The following is a 17,839-nucleotide window of genomic DNA, read 5'->3' on the forward strand; positions in this document are numbered from 1 at the left end:
GGGTCTTCTTTCTTCTTTTTCGCACCTCGCTTGGAAGAAGAAAGAAGACCCTCACCCGGCCTCTCCCGCAAGCGGGAGAGGGGAATAGCGATCCATTGGCCTTTGGTTCGTTACATTGAACCTTAGCGTAAGCCCGCTTGCGCAACGGTATGTAATGTGATCTCATATCTATATGAAGCAAATTGCCCTTCTGGCCCTGCTCGCTGCGACGGGGTGTTCTCAGCCGCAGCCACAGCCGCAGCCCTTGGCGCAGCTGGGGCCGGAGTCTCGCAAGGCACTGGCGTCGGCTCAATTGTTCGCGCGTAAGGTCGGGATGGCCGGCGATTGCCTGTCGCCCGGCCCCCGCGAACATTATTCGATCAAGGACGCCGCCGATACCTGGGTAGTCGAGGTCGAGCCTCCGCCAAGGCCAGGCCCGGTGCTGCGCCTGACGATCCGCAAGGACAATTTCAAGGTCGTCCGGGCCCAGAACATCACTTAGGCGTCCAGCCGGGCGGGAGGATCGGCACGGTGGCGCAGGCGGGGCTGCCGTCGCGGGCGGTGCCGTTGAAATGTGCGGTCAGGCGCTCGCCCGGTGACAACGCCTCGATCGCTTGCCAGCTGATCGCACCGAGCGGCACCTTGGCGCGGCGCTGCCAAGGCGACCCGATCTGGCCGGCACTTGCACCGATATTGAGATAGACGAACCGCGCGGCCGGCGGTCCCTGTACGAATGGCCCGAGCAAGCGCGGACCGCCGTCTGCGTTGCTGCCGTCCACCATGACCTCGAAATCGAATACGAGCGCGTCGGCGGAGCTGTGAACCGGTCCGACCAACGTCGCCTTGCCGCTGGCGCCACGCTGAAGCGCGAGCGCGACACACGGCACTGGCTGGTCAACCACGATGCGTAGCGGCAGCGCCGATCGTTCAGCCGTCATGACGCCAGTTCTCCATCACTTCCGCCGCTTCGTCGAGGTCGCGCCGCCGCGCCGCCTCGATCGCGGTCCGGCCGCTCTTATTACGCAGCCGCGGATCGGCGCCATGGCGCAGCAGAATGCGCGCGACGTCGACCGCTTTGTCCTCGTCGTCCGGCAAATAGAAAAGCGGCGTGGGCGTATCGTCCTGCGCCCGCGTCCGATTGGCCAGTTCGGGCTCGGCGGCGAGCACGGCATCGAGCCGTTCGGTCAGTCCGAGATGCACCAGCGGCCACATATCGCGGCTCAACGGCGCGAGCAGATCCGCCATCCGCGGTCGTCCGAGCACGACCGCCCAGCTGAGCGGCGTCCCGTTCCACTTGCGCTCGCGGCGGTCGATCTCGGCACCCGCGGCGATCAGCAGGTTAGCGGCCTCCAGCGATCCCGACTGCACCGCGCGGTGCAGCGGGCTGATCCCCTCATGATCGCATCCGCCGGCATCGGCGCCCAGCGACAGCAACAGCGCGATAGCAGGTGCGTTGCCGAACTCGGCGGCCGCCAGCAGCAGGGCGGAATTGGCCACCAGATGCGGGTCGGCCGCGAGCAGTGCCCGCGCGCGCTCCTCGTCGCCGCGCAGGCAGGCCGCCCGGAACGCCTGCGCGCCGCTCAGCACCACCGGCGTGGCGTCATGACGCTCGAGCAAGGCGGCCATATCGACGAACCCGGAAAGCTGCGCCAGAGCATGGACCGGCTGACCGGTATAGGCATGCGGCGTATCGGGATTGGCACCGCGCGCCAGCAGCCACTCGGCGCGGGCCAGATGGTTCTGGCCGACCGCATTGCCGAGCAGATAGTCGAGCGGGTTGAGCGGTTGGTTCCCGCCGATGCGATAGCTGACCGCGTCGCGCCAGCGGTCGGTCACGCCTTGCGCCTCGCAATGCCGCCACAGCAGATCGTACCAATAGACGTCCTGGCCGACGATCGAGATGTTGTAGAGTGCCTGGGTGTCGAACGGCGACGCGCCGGCGGCGACCAGCAAGTCGACCAGCTCGGTCGCCTGGGGATGGCTTGGCTTGGCACCTTCGCCCAGGCCGATCGCGCCGGTCACCAGGGTGAAGGCATTGTCCCAGCCATCATTGTGCGAAAAGCTCGTATCGGCCCCTGCCGCGAGCAGCAGCCGTGCGATCGTCACCGCGTTGGTGGCGTCGAGCCGGCCATAGACGACATAGGCGAGCGCCGGCCAGTCCATCGGCCCGCCCGTGGCGACTGCCGACGCCGGGTCGCGCGTCAGGCGCCGCTCGACGTCGGCGACATCGCCGCAGGCGGCGGCGGTGAACAGGCTGTCGCGCGCGATAGCGGGATAGCGGGCCAGGATGCGCCGCGCCGGGGCCGGGTCGCCGCTCCACCATTGTCCCAGCAATTGATCGAGGCGTTCGGCGTAAGTCTGACGATCGAGCGCGAGATCGGCGATCGCCGTCTTGAGCGCCGCCCAGTTTTCGCAGCCATATTCGAACGCCAACGCCTGGTGCACATCGCGCAGCCCGGGATCGCCGGACGGTTTCGCGCCGGCATCGCGCAGGCGCGCGATCGCCGCCGGATCGTCCGCGCGAATGGCTTTCAGCCAGCGCTTGGCGTCCTTGCGCAGGGTTTCGAGATTGGTTTTGGGCGTGAGCGTACGACGCATCGGAAACCTTCCTTCCAAATGCCAGACGTCCGCTTACGAAAGGCCGGAAGAAGGGTTCGTAAGTACAGTTTCGAGCTGGATGGGAGAAACTCCCTTGCCGCGGACAGGTGGCGCTCCAGATGCGCTCTGGGCGGGAGTATTGGTGATGGTGGGTGCGGTGTCAACGGGTGGAAGGGGCACACCCTCAATCGGCTTTTAGTAAACTGTCACCGATCTGATCCCGCGCGAATGGCTTTCCGTGAGCGCCCCACCGAAAGCCTGGCGACGGGCAACGGTCATGCCGGCGGTTGCAGCAGCCGATGGACCGCGCTTCGCAGCAGAGCCCCGGCGTCGAAGGGCTTCAGCCGTCCGTCACTGGCGAACGCGCCGTCGAACAGCAGCGCGATCTGCATGGCGACGATTGTCGCGTCGTCGACCCCGGCTTGCCGGCAAAGATCCGACAGCCGGCGATGCATTTCATCCTTATGGCGGCGCGCGACGCGCCTCGCCGGATGGCCGGCATCGGCGAATTCGGCCGCGACATTGAGTTGCGGACACCCCCGGTAATTGTCGCGGCGTACGCGATCGCCGATCCAGTCGCACAATGCGTCGATCCGCGCGATCGGCGACGCGGCCGGGGCGACCACCGCATCCCATTGCGACCAGAACTCGCGATCTTCCTTTTCCAGGAAAGCCTCGATCAACGCGTCCTTGGTCGGGAAATGGCGGTAGATGGTGGTCTTGGCGATGCCGGACGCGTCGACGATCTGCTCCATTCCCACCGCTCTGACACCATTTTCATAAAAGAGGCGCGACGCAACGCCGAGCGCATGCGCTCTGGCACGCTGCGAGCGGGTGCCCGGCTGATCGGCGGCGGTGGCGGTCATCGAGCGACTCCTTCGGCGTGATTGACAACGATACCGATCGGTGTCATTTCGTCAAACGATACTGGTCGGTATCGATTTTGCAGAAGGGATGGAATATGGTCAGGATCGCGGTGCTGGGCGCCGGAGGGCATACCGGACGGTTCGTGGTCGACGCATTGCGCCGTTTGGGCGCGACGGCGATCCCGGCGACGCGAACCGGTCGGTTCCAACCGATCGATGGCGCGGAGGAAGCTTGTCGCGTGATCGACTTTGCCGATGTCGGCAGTCTCGACCGGGCGATGATGGGCGCGGATGCGATCGTCAATTGCGCCGGCCCGTTCTTCGACACAGCGATGCCCGCGGCCGAAGCGGCATTGCGCGCCCGGATCCCCTATTTCGACGTCGCGGCCGAGCAGCGCACGGTGCAGGACCTTTTCGACCGGCTCGATGGCCCCGCCCGTGACGCGGGCGTCACGCTGGTGCCTGCCATGGCCTTTTACGGCGGTCTCGCCGACCTGCTAGCATCGGCGCTGGTCCCGTCGGGCACGCGCGCTCAGGCGATCGATATCGCAGTCGGGCTGGATAGCTGGCATCCGACGGCGGGCACGCGGCTGACGGGCGAACGCAATACGTTCGAGCGCCTGGTCGTCCGCGATGGCCGGTTGGTCCCGGTCCCGAGTCCGCCGCCGGCGGAGCAGTGGCAATTCCCCGCGCCGTTCGGCGAGCAACCGGTGACCTGCGTCGCGCTGAGCGAGATCGTCTTGCTGTCGCGCCATGTCGATGCGGCGGAGATCACCAGCTTCATGAACCTGGCGCCGCTTGCCGATCTGCACGACGCCGCGACGCCAGCCCCACGCGCAGCGGACGATCGCGGGCGGTCGGCGCAACACTTCGTGATGGATGTCCGGGCGACGATCGACGGCCGGGTAGGCCGGGCGGTCGCGAGCGGTCGCGATATCTATGCGGTGACCGCGCCGCTGGTGGTCAAGGCGTGCCTGACGGTGCTCGGCGGAAACGCCGTCCCCACCGGTGTGCGTGCCCCGGGCGAGATTTTCGATCCCGCCGAGTTTCTCGCCAACCTGGCGCCCGACATCATGGTCGATCTCGATCCGGCCGCGATCACCGCCTCGGTCAGATCAACCCCTGACCCCGCAAACTGACAAACCCCTTAGTCCCCACAATGATATGATCGTGCACCGCGATCCCCATCTTCTTGCCCGCTTCCACGACCGCACGCGTCAGGTCGATATCGGCGCGGCTTGGTGACGGATCGCCCGAGGGGTGGTTGTGGACCAGGATGATCGACGCGGACTTGAGGTCGATCGCGCGGCGGATGACTTCGCGGACATAGACCGGCGCCTCGTCGATCGAGCCTTCGTTCATCAGCTCGTCGCGGATCAGCATGTTGCGGGTGTTGAGATGCAACACACGGACGCGCTCGTTGCCGTGATGCGCCATGTCGGCGCGGAGATAATCGAGCACCGCTTGCCAGTTTGACAGTAATGGCTTCTCCGCCACTTCCGCCTTCAGCAGGCGCAGCGCCGTCGCCTGCGCGATCTTGAGCGCGGCGACCGACGTCTCTCCCATGCCCTTGACCCGGGCGAGTTCCTCGGGCGCGGCGGTCAGCAGCCCGGCGATCCCGCCGAACTCGCGCAGCAGGGCATAGGCCAGCGGCTTGGTGTCGCGCCGCGGGATGGCGAGCGCGAGCAGATATTCGATTAGCTCATGGTCGAGCAGCCCGTCGGCATCGGCGAGCAAGCGCTGCCGCAACCGCGCGCGGTGACCAAGATGATCCGGTTCCGGAACGTCCCCCATCTGTTACGGGTTAATCGGCGATAAGGGGCTGCGCAATTGCCCTGGAGCCGTCGCGGCGTGTAGCGTCGCCAGTAATGACGATAACAGGGTATCGATGACCGAGAGCGAGCCAGATATTGCCCGCCCGTCGCGCGGGGGCCGCATCCGGTTCAGGCTCGGCGTCGCGCTCGCGCTGTTGCTGGTCGTACTGGCCGGGCTGTGGCTGGCGCGCAAGCCGGTCGCCGAACATTTCATCGACGATGCCCTGTCGCGGGCGAAGGTCCCGGCGCGCTACACGATCGAGGACCTTGCGCTGGGGCATCAGCGCCTGACCGACATCGTCATCGGCGATCCAGCGCATCCCGACCTCATCGCCGATTGGATGGAAGTGCAGACCTCGGTCGGTTTCGACGGCGCGCACGTGACCGGGGTGCGTGCCGGGCATGTGCGGGCGCGCGGGCGGATCGTCGATGGCGCCTTGTCGTTGGGCGCGCTCGACAGATTGATTCCCAAGGGCAAGAGCGGCGCTTTCCGCCTGCCCGCGATCCAGCTCGATCTTCAGGACGGCCGCATGCGGCTGGAGGCGCCGCAGGGCGTGGTCGGGATCAAGGCGTCGGGCAGCGGCCGGCTCGACGGTGGGTTCCAGGGCCAGGTGGCGGCGATCAGCGAGCGCATTGCGAGCGGTGCCTGCGCCGCCGACAAGGCGGTTGCCGCGCTCAGGATCGATATCCGGTCGGATGCAATCCATCTCCGCGGTCCCGTGCGCGCCGGCGAAGCGGGCTGCAATGGCAATGGTGCGACCCGCTTTCGTGCCGATGTGGATGCGGCGGTCGCCCCGACGTTCGATCGCTGGAACGGCCACGCCAATCTCGCTGCCGATCGCGCGACCGCGCCGTCGTTCGTTGCCGACACGATCGCCGGATCCCTGGCCTTTGCCGGGAGCGCACATGGCATCCAGGGCACCGCACGCCTCACCGCCGACCGGCTGACCGCCGACCGGCTGACCGGCGGCGGCATTGCCGGCCAGGCGGCGGTGGTCGACGGCGCCTATCGCTACGCCGATGCCAGGGGCGCGTTCACCGGCAAGGCGCAGCTCGGCCGCGCCGCTTTGCCCCAAGCGGTGCGCGCAACTTTCCGGTCCTGGGGATCGTCCGGTGCGGGCACGCCGCTCGCGCCGCTGGCGGCCCAGCTTGCCCGCGCGGTCGACGATGCGTCGCGCGAGTTCGCCTTGTCCGCCGAACTGTCGGCGGCGACCGATGGCGGGCGGGGCGCGGTCAAGCTCTCCCGCCTGCTAGCGGTCGCCGATAGCGGCGCGAGCGTCACGCTCACCAGCCGGGAGGGTACCCAGACCGTCTGGCCGAACGGCGGCGTGATCGTGCGCGGCGATCTCGTCGCCGGCGGCGGCGGATTGCCCGATCTCAGCGCGCATCTCGACCAGCAGCGTGCCGGCGCGCCCATTACCGGCACCGCGACGATGGAGCCTTATGAGGCCGGCGGCGCGCGGCTCGCGCTTGCGCCGGTCAGGTTCAGCGCCGGGCTCGACGGGCGGACGCGGATCGAGAGCGAGGTCACATTGTCCGGCCCGCTTGCCGGCGGCGCGGTGGACGGGCTGCGCATGCAGCTGGCCGCGCAATGGAATGGGCGTGGCGATCTGGCGGTCAATCCGGCTTGCGCGCCGGTGGCGATTGCACGGTTGCGCCTCTCCGGGCTGGATGCGCGCGATTTGCGGACGCAGCTCTGTCCGGTCGACGGCGCGATGCTGCGGATCGCGGGCGGGCGGATCGCCGGCGGCGCGGTGGCACGCGACCTGCGGCTCAACGGCGCGCTCGGCGGCAGTCCGCTCGCGGTCGCCGCGGGCCAGGCGACGTTGCGGCTCGGCGATCGCCATTTCGTGCTCGATCACCTGGCGGTGCGGCTCGGCGCGCCCGAGCGACTGACCCGGCTCGATATCGCGACGCTCGATGGCTCTTATGCGTCAGGGCTCGGCGGCAAATTCGACGATGCCGGCGGCCAGATCGGTGCGGTGCCGCTGATCCTGTCACAAGCGACGGGGACATGGCGGATGGAGAATGGCCGGCTGCTGGTCGGCGGCGCGCTGATGGTGGCGGATGCCGCGCACGATCCGCGCTTCAAACAACTTGCCGGTCGCGATGTGTCGCTGACGCTGGCCGACAATCGCATCGCCGCGACCGGCAAGCTGACGACGACCAATGGCACGGTGAAGGTCGCCGATGTCGCGATCGCGCACGATCTGTCGAGCGGCGCGGGCTCGGCCGATCTCGACGTCACCGGGCTGACCTTCACCAAGGCCTTCCAGCCCGACGCGCTGACTCCCGTGACCGAAGGCGTGATCGCCGATGTCGCGGGGACGGTGACCGGCCAGGGCCATATCGCCTGGACCCGCCAGGCGGTGACCAGCGACGGGGTGTTCCGCACGCACAACACTTATCTTGCCGCCGCGTTCGGCCCGGTCACCGGCCTGTCGGGCGAAATCCGCTTCACCGATTTGCTGGGGATGGTCTCCGCGCCCGATCAGGTCGCGACGGTCAAGACCATCGACACCGGCATCGCGGTCAGCGACGGGGTGGTCCATTATCAGCTGCTGGGGCCCCAGCGCATCCAGGTCACCGACGCGCGCTGGCCGTTCGCCGGCGGGCGCCTCGATCTTGCGCCGACTTTGCTCGACTTCGCCGATCCTGGCGGCCGGCACCTGACGTTCCGCCTGACCGGCGTCGATGCCGCGCAGTTTCTGCAGCAATTCAACTTCAAGAATTTGAACGCGACGGGCGTGTTCGACGGGACCTTGCCGATGATCTTCGACGTCAATGGCGGCCGGATCGAGCATGGCGAACTACGCGTGCGCCCCGGTGGCGGCACGCTCGCTTATGTCGGGCAAGTCACCAAGGAGGATGTCGGCACCTGGGGCAATCTGGCGTTCCAGGCGCTGAAATCGCTGCGCTATCGCAACCTGGATCTGACGCTCAACGGGCCGCTGGCGGGCGAAGTCATCACCGAAGCGCATTTCGCCGGCGTCAGCCAGGGCGAGGGCACCAAGTCCAACTTCCTGATCCGCCGGTTGCAGCGCCTGCCCTTCGTGTTCAACGTCAAGATACGCGCGCCTTTCCGCTCGCTGCTCGATTCGGCGCAGAGCTTTTACGACCCCACGCTGCTGATAAAGCGCAACCTGCCCGCGCTGATCCGTCAGCAGAATGACGCCAATCAACCCGTTCAGCCTCCCGCAAGCGAGACCAAGCCATGATACGAATTGGATTGACGATGAAGCGATTGGACCCGACCAGACGGCCGATGCGACGGATGTTCTTGATCGGCGCGGCGTGCGCCAACGGATTGTTGGGCGGGTGCGTCAACGTGACGGCACCCGACAAACCGATCGAGATCAACCTGAACATCAACATCACCCAGCAAGTGGTGTACAAGCTGGACGGCCAGGCCAAAGCGCTGATCGACCAGAATCCGGGGATATTCTGACGATGACACGGACCATGACTGCTTCTGCCCTGCTGCTGGGCACCCTGATCGCGATCGCTTTGCCGGCGACGGCGCAGGAACGCGATCCCGCTTATGCCGCGGCACGCGCGGCGGGGCAGATCGGCGAGATGCCCGATGGCTATCTCGGCGTGGTCGGCGCGCCGACCAAGGATCTCGTCGCGCTGGTCAACAAGATCAACATCCAGCGCAAGGCGGTCTATACCCAGAAGAGCGCCGCGAGCGGTTCGACGGTCGAGGAGATGGCCTTCACCACCGGCTGCAATCTGATCCTCAAGACTGTACCGGGCGAGAAATATCGCGATCCCGCGGGCAATTGGCAGACTCGTACCGCCGCGGCGCCGGCGCGCGACCCACGCTGCATCTGACCTTGTCCTTTCGGACGGTTGACTCGGTCCGGCCGCTTTCCTAAACGCGCGCTCAGCAAACGGGGGCTGTGGCCTTTCCGCTGCCCCGATCGTCGCCCGCTTGCCAGAGCGTGGCGGCGTTTCTTTATCAGGATGTTTCAGCGCCTTGGCCGACGATCGCCAGAATACTGACCTCGACAGCCGGATCGCCGCAGCGCGCGCCGCTGAAGAGGCGCGTTCGGGTGCCGGGCCGCAACCTTCGAAAGGTTACGGTCAAGGATCGCGCGTCCTGATGGAGCTGATCGGCGCCCCGCTCGGCGGCGGTATCGTCGGCTGGGCGCTCGATCACTGGCTCGGCACCAGCCCCTGGCTACTGCTGACTTTCCTCGCGCTCGCGATCATCGTCGCGTTCCGCAACATCTACCGCATTTCTAAGGAGCGAGCCGAATAATGGCCGGCGACATCAACCCGATGGAACAGTTCGAGGTCGGTCATCTGATCGATCTCAAGCTTTTCGGCTACGACGTCTCGTTCACCAACTCGGCGCTGTTCATGGTCGTCGTGTTCGTGCTCCTGGCCGTCTTCATGGCGGGCGGTCTGAAGCGCCAGCTGATCCCCGGCCGCTGGCAAGTCGCCGCCGAAAGCGCGGTGTCGTTCATCGATTCGATGGTCAACGTGAACATCGGCAAGGGCGGCAAGAAGTTCGCGCCCTACATGTTCTCGCTGTTCTTCTTCATCCTGTTCGCCAACCTAGTCGGCGTGCTGCCGCTGGCGATCATTCCGCACCTTCACACCTTCGCCGTCACCAGCCACATCACGGTGACCGCGGTGCTCGCGTTCTTCTCGTTCGGGATCGTGCTGGCGGTCGGCTTCTGGAAGCACGGGCTGAAGTTCTTCTCGCTGTTCGTCCCGCACGGCGCGCCGCTGGTGCTGTTGCCGGTGATCGTCCCGGTAGAGCTGATCTCGTTCCTGGTGCGTCCGTTCTCGCTTGGTCTGCGACTGTTCGTCGCGATGACCGCGGGGCATATCCTGCTCGAAGTGTTCGGCAGTTTCGCGGTCCAGGGGCTCAATGCCGGCCTCAGCGGCAGCCCGATCGGCTTCGTCGTGTGGATCGGCAGCTTCCTGATGATCCTGGGCGTTTCGGCGCTCGAACTGCTGGTCTGCGCGATCCAGGCATACGTGTTCGCGCTGCTCACCTCACTGTATCTCCACGACGCGGTGCATCTGCACTAAGTCCCGTTTTCAACACTGTAGATTTCAATACTACGATTTTTCTGGGAGTTCGAAATGACTGATCATGGTTTGATGTACATCGGTGCCGGCCTCGCGGCGATCGGCGTCGGCGCGGCCGCGCTCGGCGTGGGCAACGTGTTCGGCTCGTTCCTCGAAGGCGCGCTGCGCAATCCGTCGGCCGCCGACGGCCAGCAGGGTCGCCTGTTCATCGGCTTCGCCGCCGCCGAGCTTCTGGGTCTGATCGCGTTCGTCGTCGCGATCCTGATCCTGTTCGTCGTCAAGTAAGCAGCAGAACGAGCGCTTCCGATGCCTCAGATATCCCAAGCAGCCTCCATCTACGCGTCGCAGCTATTCTGGCTCGCGATCGTGTTCGCGGCGGTCTATTTCGGGATCGGCCGGGCGATGGTGCCGAAGATCGAGCGGACGATCGACGATCGTAACGCTCGCATCTCGGCTGACATCGCCGCGGCGGAGGAAGCGCGCAACACCGCGCGCGCAGCCGAGGAAGGCTATACCGCCAGCCTCGACAGCGCGCGCAGCCAGGCCCTGAAGCTGGTCGGCGAGGCGAAGGCGAAAGCCACCGCATCGACCGAACAGGCAATCAAGGCCGGCAACGCCGACCAGGAAAAGGCCCTGACCGACGCGACCGCACGCATCACCACGGCCAAGGCGACCGCGCTCGCCGGGATCGAGGATGCGACGGTGGACGCGGTCGAGGCGATCGTCGCCAAGCTGTCGGGCGTGACGCCCGACCGCGCGACGGTGGCGGCACGAGTGAAGGCGGAACTGGCCAATGGCTAATCTCCAGGCGACCACGCTGGCCAAGGAAACCGGCACCACCGAACTGCATCACGAGCCGTCGGCGCTGGGCTTGACCCCGCCGGCCTGGGTGGCGTTCGCGATGCTGTGCGTGATCGGCATCATGATCTGGCAGAAGGTGCCGGCATTGATCGGCCGCATCCTCGACGGCAAGATCGCGACGATCCGCCAGCAATTGGATGAGGCCGCCGCGTTGCGCGCCGAGGCCGAGGCCCTGCTTGCCGACGCCAAGAAGCGCGACGCCTCGTCGGCGTCCGATGCCGCGGCGATCGTCGCGCATGCCGAACAGGAAGCCGCCGCTTTGGTCGCCAAGGCGCAAACCGACGCGACCGAATTGGTAGCGAGGCGCGGCAAGATGGCCGAGGACAAGATCGGTGCCGCCGAGCGCGCCGCCGTCGCCGAGGTCCGTGCCAAGGCCGCCGATGTCGCGACCCGCGCCGCCGCGTCGATCATCGCCGACAGTCATGGCGCCGTCGCCGATGCCAAGCTGGTCGACAAGACCATCGCCGGCCTGTCGCGACTCAACTGAGCTTTCCCCGCCCGTTTTAGCGGGCTAGGGACGGCGTCATGATCCTCCCCGAAGACTGCCAGACCATGGTCGATGTCCGCGCCGGCGTCGATGCGGTCGACCGTCAGATCGTCGACCTGCTGGCGATCCGGTTCGGCTTCATGACGGCTGCTGCGCGGATCAAGCAGGATCGCGGCACCGTCCGCGACGAAGCCCGCAAGGCGCAAGTCATCGCCAACGCCAAAGCCGCGGCCGAAGCCGCCGGCGTGCCTTCCGAGGTCGTCGGCGACCTGTGGGAACGCCTGGTCGAAGGGTCGATCGCCTATGAATTCGATCGCTGGGATCAGCATCGCGCCTGATGGCTGGTCGGCCTGCCATAATTCCGACGCCAATCGCGGCCACACAGGCCCCATTCTTTAGGGGAGAATGACAACATGATGTCGCTGATCGCTATCGCTCTGCTCGCGGGCCAGACCGCGCCGGCTCCCGCCGCGGCACCCGCACCCGCGCCTGCCGCTCCGGCCGCCGCTGCTCCCGCCGCCGCCGGCAAGTTCACACTCGACACCCCGATCGAGACGATCGAAGCCGACGCCAAGGCCAAGGAAGTGCTCACCGCCGATCTCGGCATGGATGTCGCGCAGCACCCGGCCTATGACAGCTTCAAGTCGATGAGCCTCAACCAGGTCGCGCCGATGTCGGGCGGAAAGATCACCGACGACGTGCTCAAGAAGATCGCCACCGACCTCGCCGCGATCAACTAACACGGGGTAGCTTCAGGCCCGGCGAGTCCCTAGATTCGCCGGGCATGTCCGACCCCAATTCCCCGACCCGATTCAATGAAGACAAAGCAACCTACACCGTCCGCGGCGGCGGTGAGGCGCCTGACCTTGCCGCGGGTGTGGCGGCGATCCGCAACGTGCTGAAGACCTTGCCGGCGCGGCCCGGCGTCTATCGCATGCAGGATGCGCGCGGCGACGTGCTCTATGTCGGCAAGGCGCGGGCGCTCAAGAACCGCGTCACCAACTACACCCAGGTCGACCGGCTGCCCAAGCGGCTGCAGCGGATGGTCGCGCAGACCCGGTCGATGACGATTGTCACGACCAATAACGAGGCAGAAGCGCTGTTGCTCGAGGCGCAGCTGATCAAGCGCTTCCGCCCTGCCTACAACGTGCTGCTGCGCGACGACAAAAGCTTCCCGTTCATCCTGCTGCGCGCCGACCACGACTTCCCGCGCATCCAGAAGCATCGCGGCGCGCGCCGCGCCAAGGGCAATTATTACGGCCCCTTCGCCAGCGCGGGCTCGGTCAACAACACGCTCAACGCGCTGCAGAAACTCTTCCTGCTGCGCTCCTGCACCGACGGTTTCTTCAAGACGCGCGACCGGCCGTGCCTGCTCTATCAGATCAAGCGCTGCTCGGCGCCGTGCGTGGGGCGGATCGGGGTCGAGGAATATGCCGAACTGGTCGGCGACGCGAAGGACTTCCTGGCGGGCAAGTCGACCAAGGTGCAGACCAAGCTGGGCGCGCAGATGACCGCCGCCGCCGAGGCGATGGATTTCGAGCTCGCCGCGGTGCTGCGCGACCGGCTCAAGGCGCTGACCTTCATCCAGGGGACGCAGGCGATCAATGCTGAGGGAGTAGGCGACGCCGACGTCTTCGCGCTCGCCTGTCGCGACGGGGTGATGGGCATCCAGGCCTTCTTCATTCGCGGCGGGCAGAATTGGGGGCATCGCAGCTTCTTCCCCGCGCATACCAACGAGGTGCCCGAGGACGAGGTGCTGACCAGTTTCCTCACCCAATTCTACGAGGAGGTGCCGCCTGCGCGGAACGTGCTGCTCGACCGGGAACTGGCCGAAGGCGCGCTGTTGAGCGAGGCGCTCGCCGAGCGCGCGGGCTACAAGGTCGCGCTATCGGTGCCGCAACGCGGCGACCGCCGCCGGTTGATGGAACAGGCCAAGCGCAACGCGGTCGAGGCGCTCGACCGACGGCTGGCTGAATCGACCACCCAGGCGAAATTGCTGCGCGAGGTCGCCGACCTGTTCGAACTGGCCGAGCCGCCCAACCGCATCGAAATCTACGACAACAGCCATATCCAGGGGACCAATGCGCTTGGCGCGATGGTGGTCGCTGGACCGGAGGGCTTCCGCAAAGGGCAATATCGCAAGTTCAACATCAAGCATGCCGCGACCGACGACGATTTCGCGATGATGCGCGAAGTGTTCGGCCGCCGCTTTGCCCGCGCCCAGGCCGAGGATCCCGACCGCGATGCCCGCGACTGGCCCGACCTCGTGCTGATCGACGGCGGCCGCGGTCAGCTCAACGCGGCGAAGGGCGTGCTCGAGGATATGGGGATCGAGGACGTCTGCCTGGTCGGCGTCGCCAAGGGACCGCATCACGGCCGCGACGGGCGCGAGGTGTTCCACCTGATGGACGGTCGCGAACTGATGCTGCCGGTCAATTCGCCGGTCCTATTCTACCTCCAGCGCCTGCGCGACGAAGTCCACCGTTTCGCGATCGGCGCCCATCGCGCGAAACGCGCCAAGGCGATCGGGGCGTCACCGCTCGACGAGGTGCCCGGCATCGGCCCGGCGCGCAAGAAGGCGCTGCTGATGCATTTCGGCACCGCACGATCGGTGAGAGGGGCAAGCCTCGACGATCTCAAGAAGGCACCGGGAGTGTCCGCCGCGGTCGCGCAACAGGTCTACGACTTCTACCATTCGCGGTAACCTAAGAGACTCCCCTCCCTGCAAGGGAGGGGCAGGGGGTGGGTTGGCGAGCGTAGCGAGCCACGATACGCTTGCGGAATGCGCCGCCGCGTCGATCCGGAACTGACGCGAAGAGCGCGAGAGTTGCGCAACAATCCAACGCCCGCCGAACTCGTGATCTGGCATCGCGTTTCGCGGTATCGTCCGGCTTTCACCCGGCAGCTCGTTGTTGCACCTTTCATCGTCGATCTGGCGTGCCGCGGCGCCCGGTTGGCGGTCGAGTTCGACGGCAGCCAGCACGTCGATCGTGCGCCTTATGATGAGAGGCGGTCGGTGTATCTGGCCGAACACGGTTGGCGTGTCATTCGCCTGTGGAATTCAGATGTGCTCGGCAATCCAGACGGCGCTGCCGAGTACATATTGTTGCAGGCCGCCGAGTGCCTCGGCGGCACCCACCCCCAACCCCTCCCTTGCAGGGAGGGGAGAATCAGGGTGCCGCGCGCGCGTAGTGCTGAACGATGAGTATGAATCAGTTCGTCCAGCTCAGCTACCCGCCCCAACGGTCGAATAGTCCATCCGCCTCAGGTCATCGAGCAGCCCCGGCCCGGTCGGTGTCCACCCAAGCAACTCGCGGGTCTTGGCGCTGGATGCGGGTAGGTCGAGCCCCGCGAACATCGCGAGCCAGCCGAAATGCGCTGGAGCTTCTTCGGGTGTCAGCGAAATGACGGGCAGGTTCAGTCCTGCACCAACCGTTTCGGCGATGTCGCGGACCGGGATGCCCTCTTCGGCCACGGCGTGATAGCGCGCGCCGGGCGCGGATCGCTCTACCGCAAGGACATACAGCCTCGCGACGTCGAGCACATGCGCAGCCGGCCAGCGATTGGTGCCCTCGCCGATATAGGCGACAACGCCCTTCGCCTTCGAGAGGTCGATGAAGGGCGAGACCAGGCCCTGTTTCGCCGTGTCGTGGACCTGCGGCAGGCGCATCGAGACGATGTTCACCCCGGCGTCGAGCAACGCCGCGCCGGCCAGTTCCGATGCCGCGCGCGGGTTGGGGTGGTTTCGGTTCAGCACATCCTCGGTCGCGGGTCCGCCCGAATCCGGGTTGCCGATGCCGGTGCCGGAGGTGATCAGAAGCGGGCGGTTCGATCCCTTGAGCGCCGCGCCCATCGCCTCGATCGCACGGCGGTCCTTGTCGCAATTCGCCAGGAAGTTGGAGAAATCGTGGTCGAACGCGGTGTGGATCACCGCGTCCGCCTGGTCGGCGCCGGCGCGGAGGGTATCGGGCTCCTCCAGATCGCCGCGATGGACCTGCGCGCCGACGGCTTCGAGTGCGCGGGCGCCGGCGTCGGATCGCGTCAGGCCGAGCACCTCGTGCCCGGCCGCGCGCAGTTCTGGGATGATGCGCGAGCCGATAAAACCCGTGGCGCCGGTGAGGAAGACACGCATGGAACAGCCTTTCGATATTGTTCGAGGCGCGATGTCGGGCTAACCTTCATCCTGTAAAAGTAGTGACCTTATCATGGTATAACCATCAACAGGATCGCTCAGGACCGACATGCCCGCCGAACCCGCCAATCCGCTCGGTACCTTCCTGCGCGATCGCCGTACTCGCCTCGATCCGGCAGCGTTCGGTTTTGGTGGAGGCCGCCGTCGCACCCCAGGGCTGCGCCGTGAGGAAGTCGCCCAGCGCGCCAATATCAGCCCGACCTGGTACACCTGGCTCGAACAGGGCAGGGGAGGCGCGCCGTCCGCCGACGTGCTCAACCGCATTGCCGCCGGCCTGATGCTGACCGAGCCGGAGCGCGAGCATCTCTTCATCCTCGGCCTCGGCCGGCCGCCCGAGGCGCGATACCGGGGCGCCGAGGGCGTGACGCCGCGGTTGCAGCGCGTACTCGACGCTTTGTCGCCCAGCCCCGCGCTAGTCAAAACGGCGATCTGGGACGTGGTGGCGTGGAACGACGCGGCGGCGGCATTGCTGACCGATTATGCCAGGCTTCCTCCGGATCAGCGCAACATCCTGCGCATGATGTTTTCCGATGCGCGGGTGCAGGCGGCGCAGGAGGACTGGCTGGGCGTCGCGCGGTTCGTGGTGGCGTCGTTTCGCGCCGATGCGGCGCGGGCCGGCGCGGGCGCGGAGATCGCGCAGCTCGTCGACGAGCTTTCGCACACCAGCTCCCATTTCGCAGCGTTATGGCGGGCCAATGACGTCGTCGGCCATGCGGAGGGCGTGAAGCGCATCCGCCATCCCGAGGTCGGGATGATCGAACTGGAAGTCTCGATCTTCGCGGTCGACGGGCGCCCGGACCTGGGAATGCTCGTCTACAATCCTGTCACGTCCGACGGCGCGGATCGTATCCAATCGCTCATGGCCTCACGCTCGGGGCGACGCTAGCCGGGCATCAAGACCCGGCATAGACCCGGTCGCGAAAGTCCTTCACGCGCGCGTTCAGGTCGATGATCCCGGCAACCGGCGTGCCCGACGCCTCGACCAGCCGTTCGGCCAGGCAACCCGCTTCCGATCTTAGTTCCTCGCCCTTTGGCGTCGTCTCGATCAGCACTTCGCGCTCGTTCTTCGGGTTGCGCGTCCGCGTCACCAAGCCGGCGGCCTCCAGCCGCTTGAGCAATGGCGTTAGCGTGCTCGATTCGAGCGCGAGCTTCTCGGCCAAACCGCCGACATTTTGCTGCCCATCATGCCATAGCAGGTTGAGCACGAGGAATTGCGGATAGGTGATCCCCATCCGGTCGAGCAGCGGCTTGTACGCGCGCTGCACCGCCATGCTCGCGGAATAGAGCGCGTAGCAGAGCTGGTCGTCGAGTTTCAGCACATCCATCGGTCAACTCCACAGCCAAAAATCCCGATGGACATATATCGCGATAAGTTTTGTCTTGACAAGATAGCTGTGCGACCTATTTGACGCGCTGCGATAACAGTTATCGCGATATATAAAGGATCAGGACATGGACATTCTCTACCGCACCAGCGCCACCGTCACCGGTGGCCGCACCGGCCATGGCCGCAGCGAAGACGGCTTGCTCGATGTCGAGCTGCAGACCGCCAAGGAACTCGGCGGCGCCGGCGGCGGCACCAATCCAGAGCAATTGTTCGGCGTCGGCTACGCCGCCTGCTTCCTCGGGGCGATCCGGTTCGTCGCCGGACAGCGCAAGATCCGCATCGCCGATGACGCGAAGGTCACTGCCAGTGTCGGGATCGGCAAGCGCGACGATGGCCGCGGCTTCGGGCTCGACGTCGCGCTCGCGGTCGACCTGCCGGGCATCGACGCCGCGACCGCGCAGGAATTGGTCGACGCCGCGCACATCGTCTGCCCGTATTCGGAAGCGACCCGCGGTAATCTCGCCGTCCGGCTTTCGGTCGTCGAGCACGCCTGACCTGCGAGTGGGCGAAGGTCTAGCAGCCCCTCCCCTTCAGGGGAGGGGTTGGGGTGGGGCCGTGCGGCAGGCGACACCCTCTGCGAGGCATCCCCCCCCCCCCCCCCCCCCCCCC

22 protein-coding genes are annotated in these 17,839 nt (G+C 66.4%); 16 read left to right on the forward strand and 6 right to left on the reverse strand.

What is annotated here, in order from left to right:
* The first annotated feature begins 172 nt into the window (after positions 1-172).
* A complete protein-coding gene (locus SMA01S_RS22435; RefSeq protein ID WP_157094101.1) occupies positions 173-481 on the forward strand; it encodes a hypothetical protein in 309 nt (102 codons plus the stop codon).
* Here the strand turns inward: SMA01S_RS22435 and SMA01S_RS22440 are convergent.
* The 3 genes from SMA01S_RS22440 to SMA01S_RS22450 form a co-directional block, all read right to left on the reverse strand.
* Positions 474-917: a DUF5990 family protein gene (locus SMA01S_RS22440; protein ID WP_066827530.1), complete on the reverse strand. Its 444-nt coding sequence runs from the start codon at positions 915-917 to the stop codon at positions 474-476. The genes SMA01S_RS22435 and SMA01S_RS22440 overlap by 8 nt on opposite strands.
* Positions 907-2,577, reverse strand: coding sequence for an ankyrin repeat domain-containing protein (locus SMA01S_RS22445; protein ID WP_066827531.1), 1,671 nt, complete (start codon positions 2,575-2,577; stop codon positions 907-909). Before SMA01S_RS22445 ends, SMA01S_RS22440 begins: the two co-directional genes overlap by 11 nt.
* Before the next feature lie 275 nt (positions 2,578-2,852).
* Positions 2,853-3,443, reverse strand: a complete 591-nt coding sequence (locus tag SMA01S_RS22450) for a TetR/AcrR family transcriptional regulator (protein WP_066827533.1) — start codon at positions 3,441-3,443, stop codon at positions 2,853-2,855.
* A gap of 95 nt (positions 3,444-3,538) precedes the next feature.
* Here SMA01S_RS22450 and SMA01S_RS22455 point away from each other — a divergent pair, with 95 nt between their 5' ends.
* Positions 3,539-4,582 (forward strand): saccharopine dehydrogenase NADP-binding domain-containing protein, encoded by a 1,044-nt coding sequence (locus tag SMA01S_RS22455; RefSeq protein ID WP_066827569.1) that lies wholly within the window; start codon positions 3,539-3,541, stop codon positions 4,580-4,582.
* Here SMA01S_RS22455 and radC read toward each other — a convergent pair.
* On the reverse strand, positions 4,554-5,237 hold the full coding sequence (radC, locus tag SMA01S_RS22460) for a RadC family protein (RefSeq protein WP_066827535.1): 684 nt from the start codon (positions 5,235-5,237) through the stop codon (positions 4,554-4,556). The genes SMA01S_RS22455 and radC overlap by 29 nt on opposite strands.
* Before the next feature lie 94 nt (positions 5,238-5,331).
* Here radC and SMA01S_RS22465 point away from each other — a divergent pair, with 94 nt between their 5' ends.
* The 12 genes from SMA01S_RS22465 (at position 5,332) to SMA01S_RS24350 (ending at position 14,856) form a co-directional block, all read left to right on the forward strand.
* On the forward strand, positions 5,332-8,475 hold the full coding sequence (locus SMA01S_RS22465; RefSeq protein ID WP_066827537.1) for an intermembrane phospholipid transport protein YdbH family protein: 3,144 nt from the start codon (positions 5,332-5,334) through the stop codon (positions 8,473-8,475).
* Between the two features lie 47 nt (positions 8,476-8,522).
* Positions 8,523-8,705, forward strand: a complete 183-nt coding sequence (locus SMA01S_RS22470; protein ID WP_157081995.1) for a YnbE family lipoprotein — start codon at positions 8,523-8,525, stop codon at positions 8,703-8,705.
* A gap of 14 nt (positions 8,706-8,719) precedes the next feature.
* The gene (locus SMA01S_RS22475; RefSeq protein WP_245649400.1) at positions 8,720-9,091 is read left to right on the forward strand and encodes a YdbL family probable chaperone protein; all 372 of its coding nucleotides are present in this window, start codon (positions 8,720-8,722) and stop codon (positions 9,089-9,091) included.
* 145 nt (positions 9,092-9,236) lie between these two features.
* The gene (locus tag SMA01S_RS22480; RefSeq protein ID WP_066827542.1) at positions 9,237-9,521 is read left to right on the forward strand and encodes an AtpZ/AtpI family protein; all 285 of its coding nucleotides are present in this window, start codon (positions 9,237-9,239) and stop codon (positions 9,519-9,521) included.
* Positions 9,518-10,303: a F0F1 ATP synthase subunit A gene (locus tag SMA01S_RS22485; RefSeq protein ID WP_084250518.1), complete on the forward strand. Its 786-nt coding sequence runs from the start codon at positions 9,518-9,520 to the stop codon at positions 10,301-10,303. Before SMA01S_RS22480 ends, SMA01S_RS22485 begins: the two co-directional genes overlap by 4 nt.
* A 72-nt stretch (positions 10,304-10,375) precedes the next feature.
* Positions 10,376-10,588, forward strand: coding sequence for a F0F1 ATP synthase subunit C (locus SMA01S_RS22490; protein ID WP_066586696.1), 213 nt, complete (start codon positions 10,376-10,378; stop codon positions 10,586-10,588).
* Between the two features lie 21 nt (positions 10,589-10,609).
* Positions 10,610-11,104, forward strand: a complete 495-nt coding sequence (locus tag SMA01S_RS22495) for a F0F1 ATP synthase subunit B family protein (RefSeq protein ID WP_066827554.1) — start codon at positions 10,610-10,612, stop codon at positions 11,102-11,104.
* Positions 11,097-11,651, forward strand: a complete 555-nt coding sequence (locus SMA01S_RS22500; protein ID WP_066827555.1) for a F0F1 ATP synthase subunit B family protein — start codon at positions 11,097-11,099, stop codon at positions 11,649-11,651. The genes SMA01S_RS22495 and SMA01S_RS22500 overlap by 8 nt, the downstream gene beginning before the upstream one ends.
* Positions 11,652-11,689: 38 nt before the next feature.
* Positions 11,690-11,989, forward strand: a complete 300-nt coding sequence (locus SMA01S_RS22505; RefSeq protein WP_066827557.1) for a chorismate mutase — start codon at positions 11,690-11,692, stop codon at positions 11,987-11,989.
* Positions 11,990-12,064: 75 nt separating this feature from the next.
* On the forward strand, positions 12,065-12,391 hold the full coding sequence (locus SMA01S_RS22510) for a hypothetical protein (protein ID WP_066827559.1): 327 nt from the start codon (positions 12,065-12,067) through the stop codon (positions 12,389-12,391).
* A gap of 44 nt (positions 12,392-12,435) precedes the next feature.
* Positions 12,436-14,355 carry an excinuclease ABC subunit UvrC gene (gene uvrC / locus SMA01S_RS22515; protein ID WP_066827561.1) on the forward strand — a complete coding sequence of 640 codons (1,920 nt, stop codon included), beginning with the start codon at positions 12,436-12,438 and terminating at the stop codon, positions 14,353-14,355.
* A 78-nt stretch (positions 14,356-14,433) separates the two neighbouring features.
* Positions 14,434-14,856: an endonuclease domain-containing protein gene (locus SMA01S_RS24350; RefSeq protein WP_084250519.1), complete on the forward strand. Its 423-nt coding sequence runs from the start codon at positions 14,434-14,436 to the stop codon at positions 14,854-14,856.
* Between the two features lie 21 nt (positions 14,857-14,877).
* Here SMA01S_RS24350 and SMA01S_RS22520 read toward each other — a convergent pair whose 3' ends face one another.
* Positions 14,878-15,783 carry an SDR family oxidoreductase gene (locus tag SMA01S_RS22520; protein ID WP_066827563.1) on the reverse strand — a complete coding sequence of 302 codons (906 nt, stop codon included), beginning with the start codon at positions 15,781-15,783 and terminating at the stop codon, positions 14,878-14,880.
* Positions 15,784-15,892: 109 nt separating this feature from the next.
* Between SMA01S_RS22520 and SMA01S_RS22525 the strand changes: the two genes are divergently transcribed.
* The gene (locus tag SMA01S_RS22525) at positions 15,893-16,729 is read left to right on the forward strand and encodes a helix-turn-helix transcriptional regulator (RefSeq protein ID WP_066827565.1); all 837 of its coding nucleotides are present in this window, start codon (positions 15,893-15,895) and stop codon (positions 16,727-16,729) included.
* 7 nt (positions 16,730-16,736) lie between these two features.
* On the opposite strand, the gene SMA01S_RS22530 is transcribed toward SMA01S_RS22525, so the two are convergent.
* The gene (locus tag SMA01S_RS22530; protein WP_066827567.1) at positions 16,737-17,168 is read right to left on the reverse strand and encodes a MarR family winged helix-turn-helix transcriptional regulator; all 432 of its coding nucleotides are present in this window, start codon (positions 17,166-17,168) and stop codon (positions 16,737-16,739) included.
* A gap of 127 nt (positions 17,169-17,295) precedes the next feature.
* Here SMA01S_RS22530 and SMA01S_RS22535 point away from each other — a divergent pair, with 127 nt between their 5' ends.
* On the forward strand, positions 17,296-17,724 hold the full coding sequence (locus SMA01S_RS22535; RefSeq protein ID WP_066827568.1) for an organic hydroperoxide resistance protein: 429 nt from the start codon (positions 17,296-17,298) through the stop codon (positions 17,722-17,724).
* Positions 17,725-17,839 lie beyond the last annotated feature (115 nt).

The sequence above is a fragment of the Sphingomonas mali NBRC 15500 genome (assembly GCF_001598415.1).
Classification (GTDB): Bacteria; Pseudomonadota; Alphaproteobacteria; order Sphingomonadales; family Sphingomonadaceae; genus Sphingomonas; species Sphingomonas mali.

Excerpts from the sequence above, each read along its gene's own strand:
- SMA01S_RS22435 (WP_157094101.1), top strand. The coding sequence starts at position 173 with ATGAAGCAAATTGCCCTTCTGGCCCTGCTCGCTGCGACGGGGTGTTCT.
- SMA01S_RS22440 (WP_066827530.1), bottom strand. The coding sequence starts at position 917 with ATGACGGCTGAACGATCGGCGCTGCCGCTACGCATCGTGGTTGACCAG.
- SMA01S_RS22445 (WP_066827531.1), bottom strand. The coding sequence starts at position 2,577 with ATGCGTCGTACGCTCACGCCCAAAACCAATCTCGAAACCCTGCGCAAG.
- SMA01S_RS22450 (WP_066827533.1), bottom strand. The coding sequence starts at position 3,443 with ATGACCGCCACCGCCGCCGATCAGCCGGGCACCCGCTCGCAGCGTGCC.
- SMA01S_RS22455 (WP_066827569.1), top strand. The coding sequence starts at position 3,539 with ATGGTCAGGATCGCGGTGCTGGGCGCCGGAGGGCATACCGGACGGTTC.
- radC (WP_066827535.1), bottom strand. The coding sequence starts at position 5,237 with ATGGGGGACGTTCCGGAACCGGATCATCTTGGTCACCGCGCGCGGTTG.
- SMA01S_RS22465 (WP_066827537.1), top strand. The coding sequence starts at position 5,332 with ATGACCGAGAGCGAGCCAGATATTGCCCGCCCGTCGCGCGGGGGCCGC.
- SMA01S_RS22470 (WP_157081995.1), top strand. The coding sequence starts at position 8,523 with ATGCGACGGATGTTCTTGATCGGCGCGGCGTGCGCCAACGGATTGTTG.
- SMA01S_RS22475 (WP_245649400.1), top strand. The coding sequence starts at position 8,720 with ATGACTGCTTCTGCCCTGCTGCTGGGCACCCTGATCGCGATCGCTTTG.
- SMA01S_RS22490 (WP_066586696.1), top strand. The coding sequence starts at position 10,376 with ATGTACATCGGTGCCGGCCTCGCGGCGATCGGCGTCGGCGCGGCCGCG.
- SMA01S_RS22495 (WP_066827554.1), top strand. The coding sequence starts at position 10,610 with ATGCCTCAGATATCCCAAGCAGCCTCCATCTACGCGTCGCAGCTATTC.
- SMA01S_RS22500 (WP_066827555.1), top strand. The coding sequence starts at position 11,097 with ATGGCTAATCTCCAGGCGACCACGCTGGCCAAGGAAACCGGCACCACC.
- SMA01S_RS22505 (WP_066827557.1), top strand. The coding sequence starts at position 11,690 with ATGATCCTCCCCGAAGACTGCCAGACCATGGTCGATGTCCGCGCCGGC.
- SMA01S_RS22510 (WP_066827559.1), top strand. The coding sequence starts at position 12,065 with ATGATGTCGCTGATCGCTATCGCTCTGCTCGCGGGCCAGACCGCGCCG.
- uvrC (WP_066827561.1), top strand. The coding sequence starts at position 12,436 with ATGTCCGACCCCAATTCCCCGACCCGATTCAATGAAGACAAAGCAACC.
- SMA01S_RS24350 (WP_084250519.1), top strand. The coding sequence starts at position 14,434 with ATGCGCCGCCGCGTCGATCCGGAACTGACGCGAAGAGCGCGAGAGTTG.
- SMA01S_RS22520 (WP_066827563.1), bottom strand. The coding sequence starts at position 15,783 with ATGCGTGTCTTCCTCACCGGCGCCACGGGTTTTATCGGCTCGCGCATC.
- SMA01S_RS22525 (WP_066827565.1), top strand. The coding sequence starts at position 15,893 with ATGCCCGCCGAACCCGCCAATCCGCTCGGTACCTTCCTGCGCGATCGC.
- SMA01S_RS22530 (WP_066827567.1), bottom strand. The coding sequence starts at position 17,168 with ATGGATGTGCTGAAACTCGACGACCAGCTCTGCTACGCGCTCTATTCC.
- SMA01S_RS22535 (WP_066827568.1), top strand. The coding sequence starts at position 17,296 with ATGGACATTCTCTACCGCACCAGCGCCACCGTCACCGGTGGCCGCACC.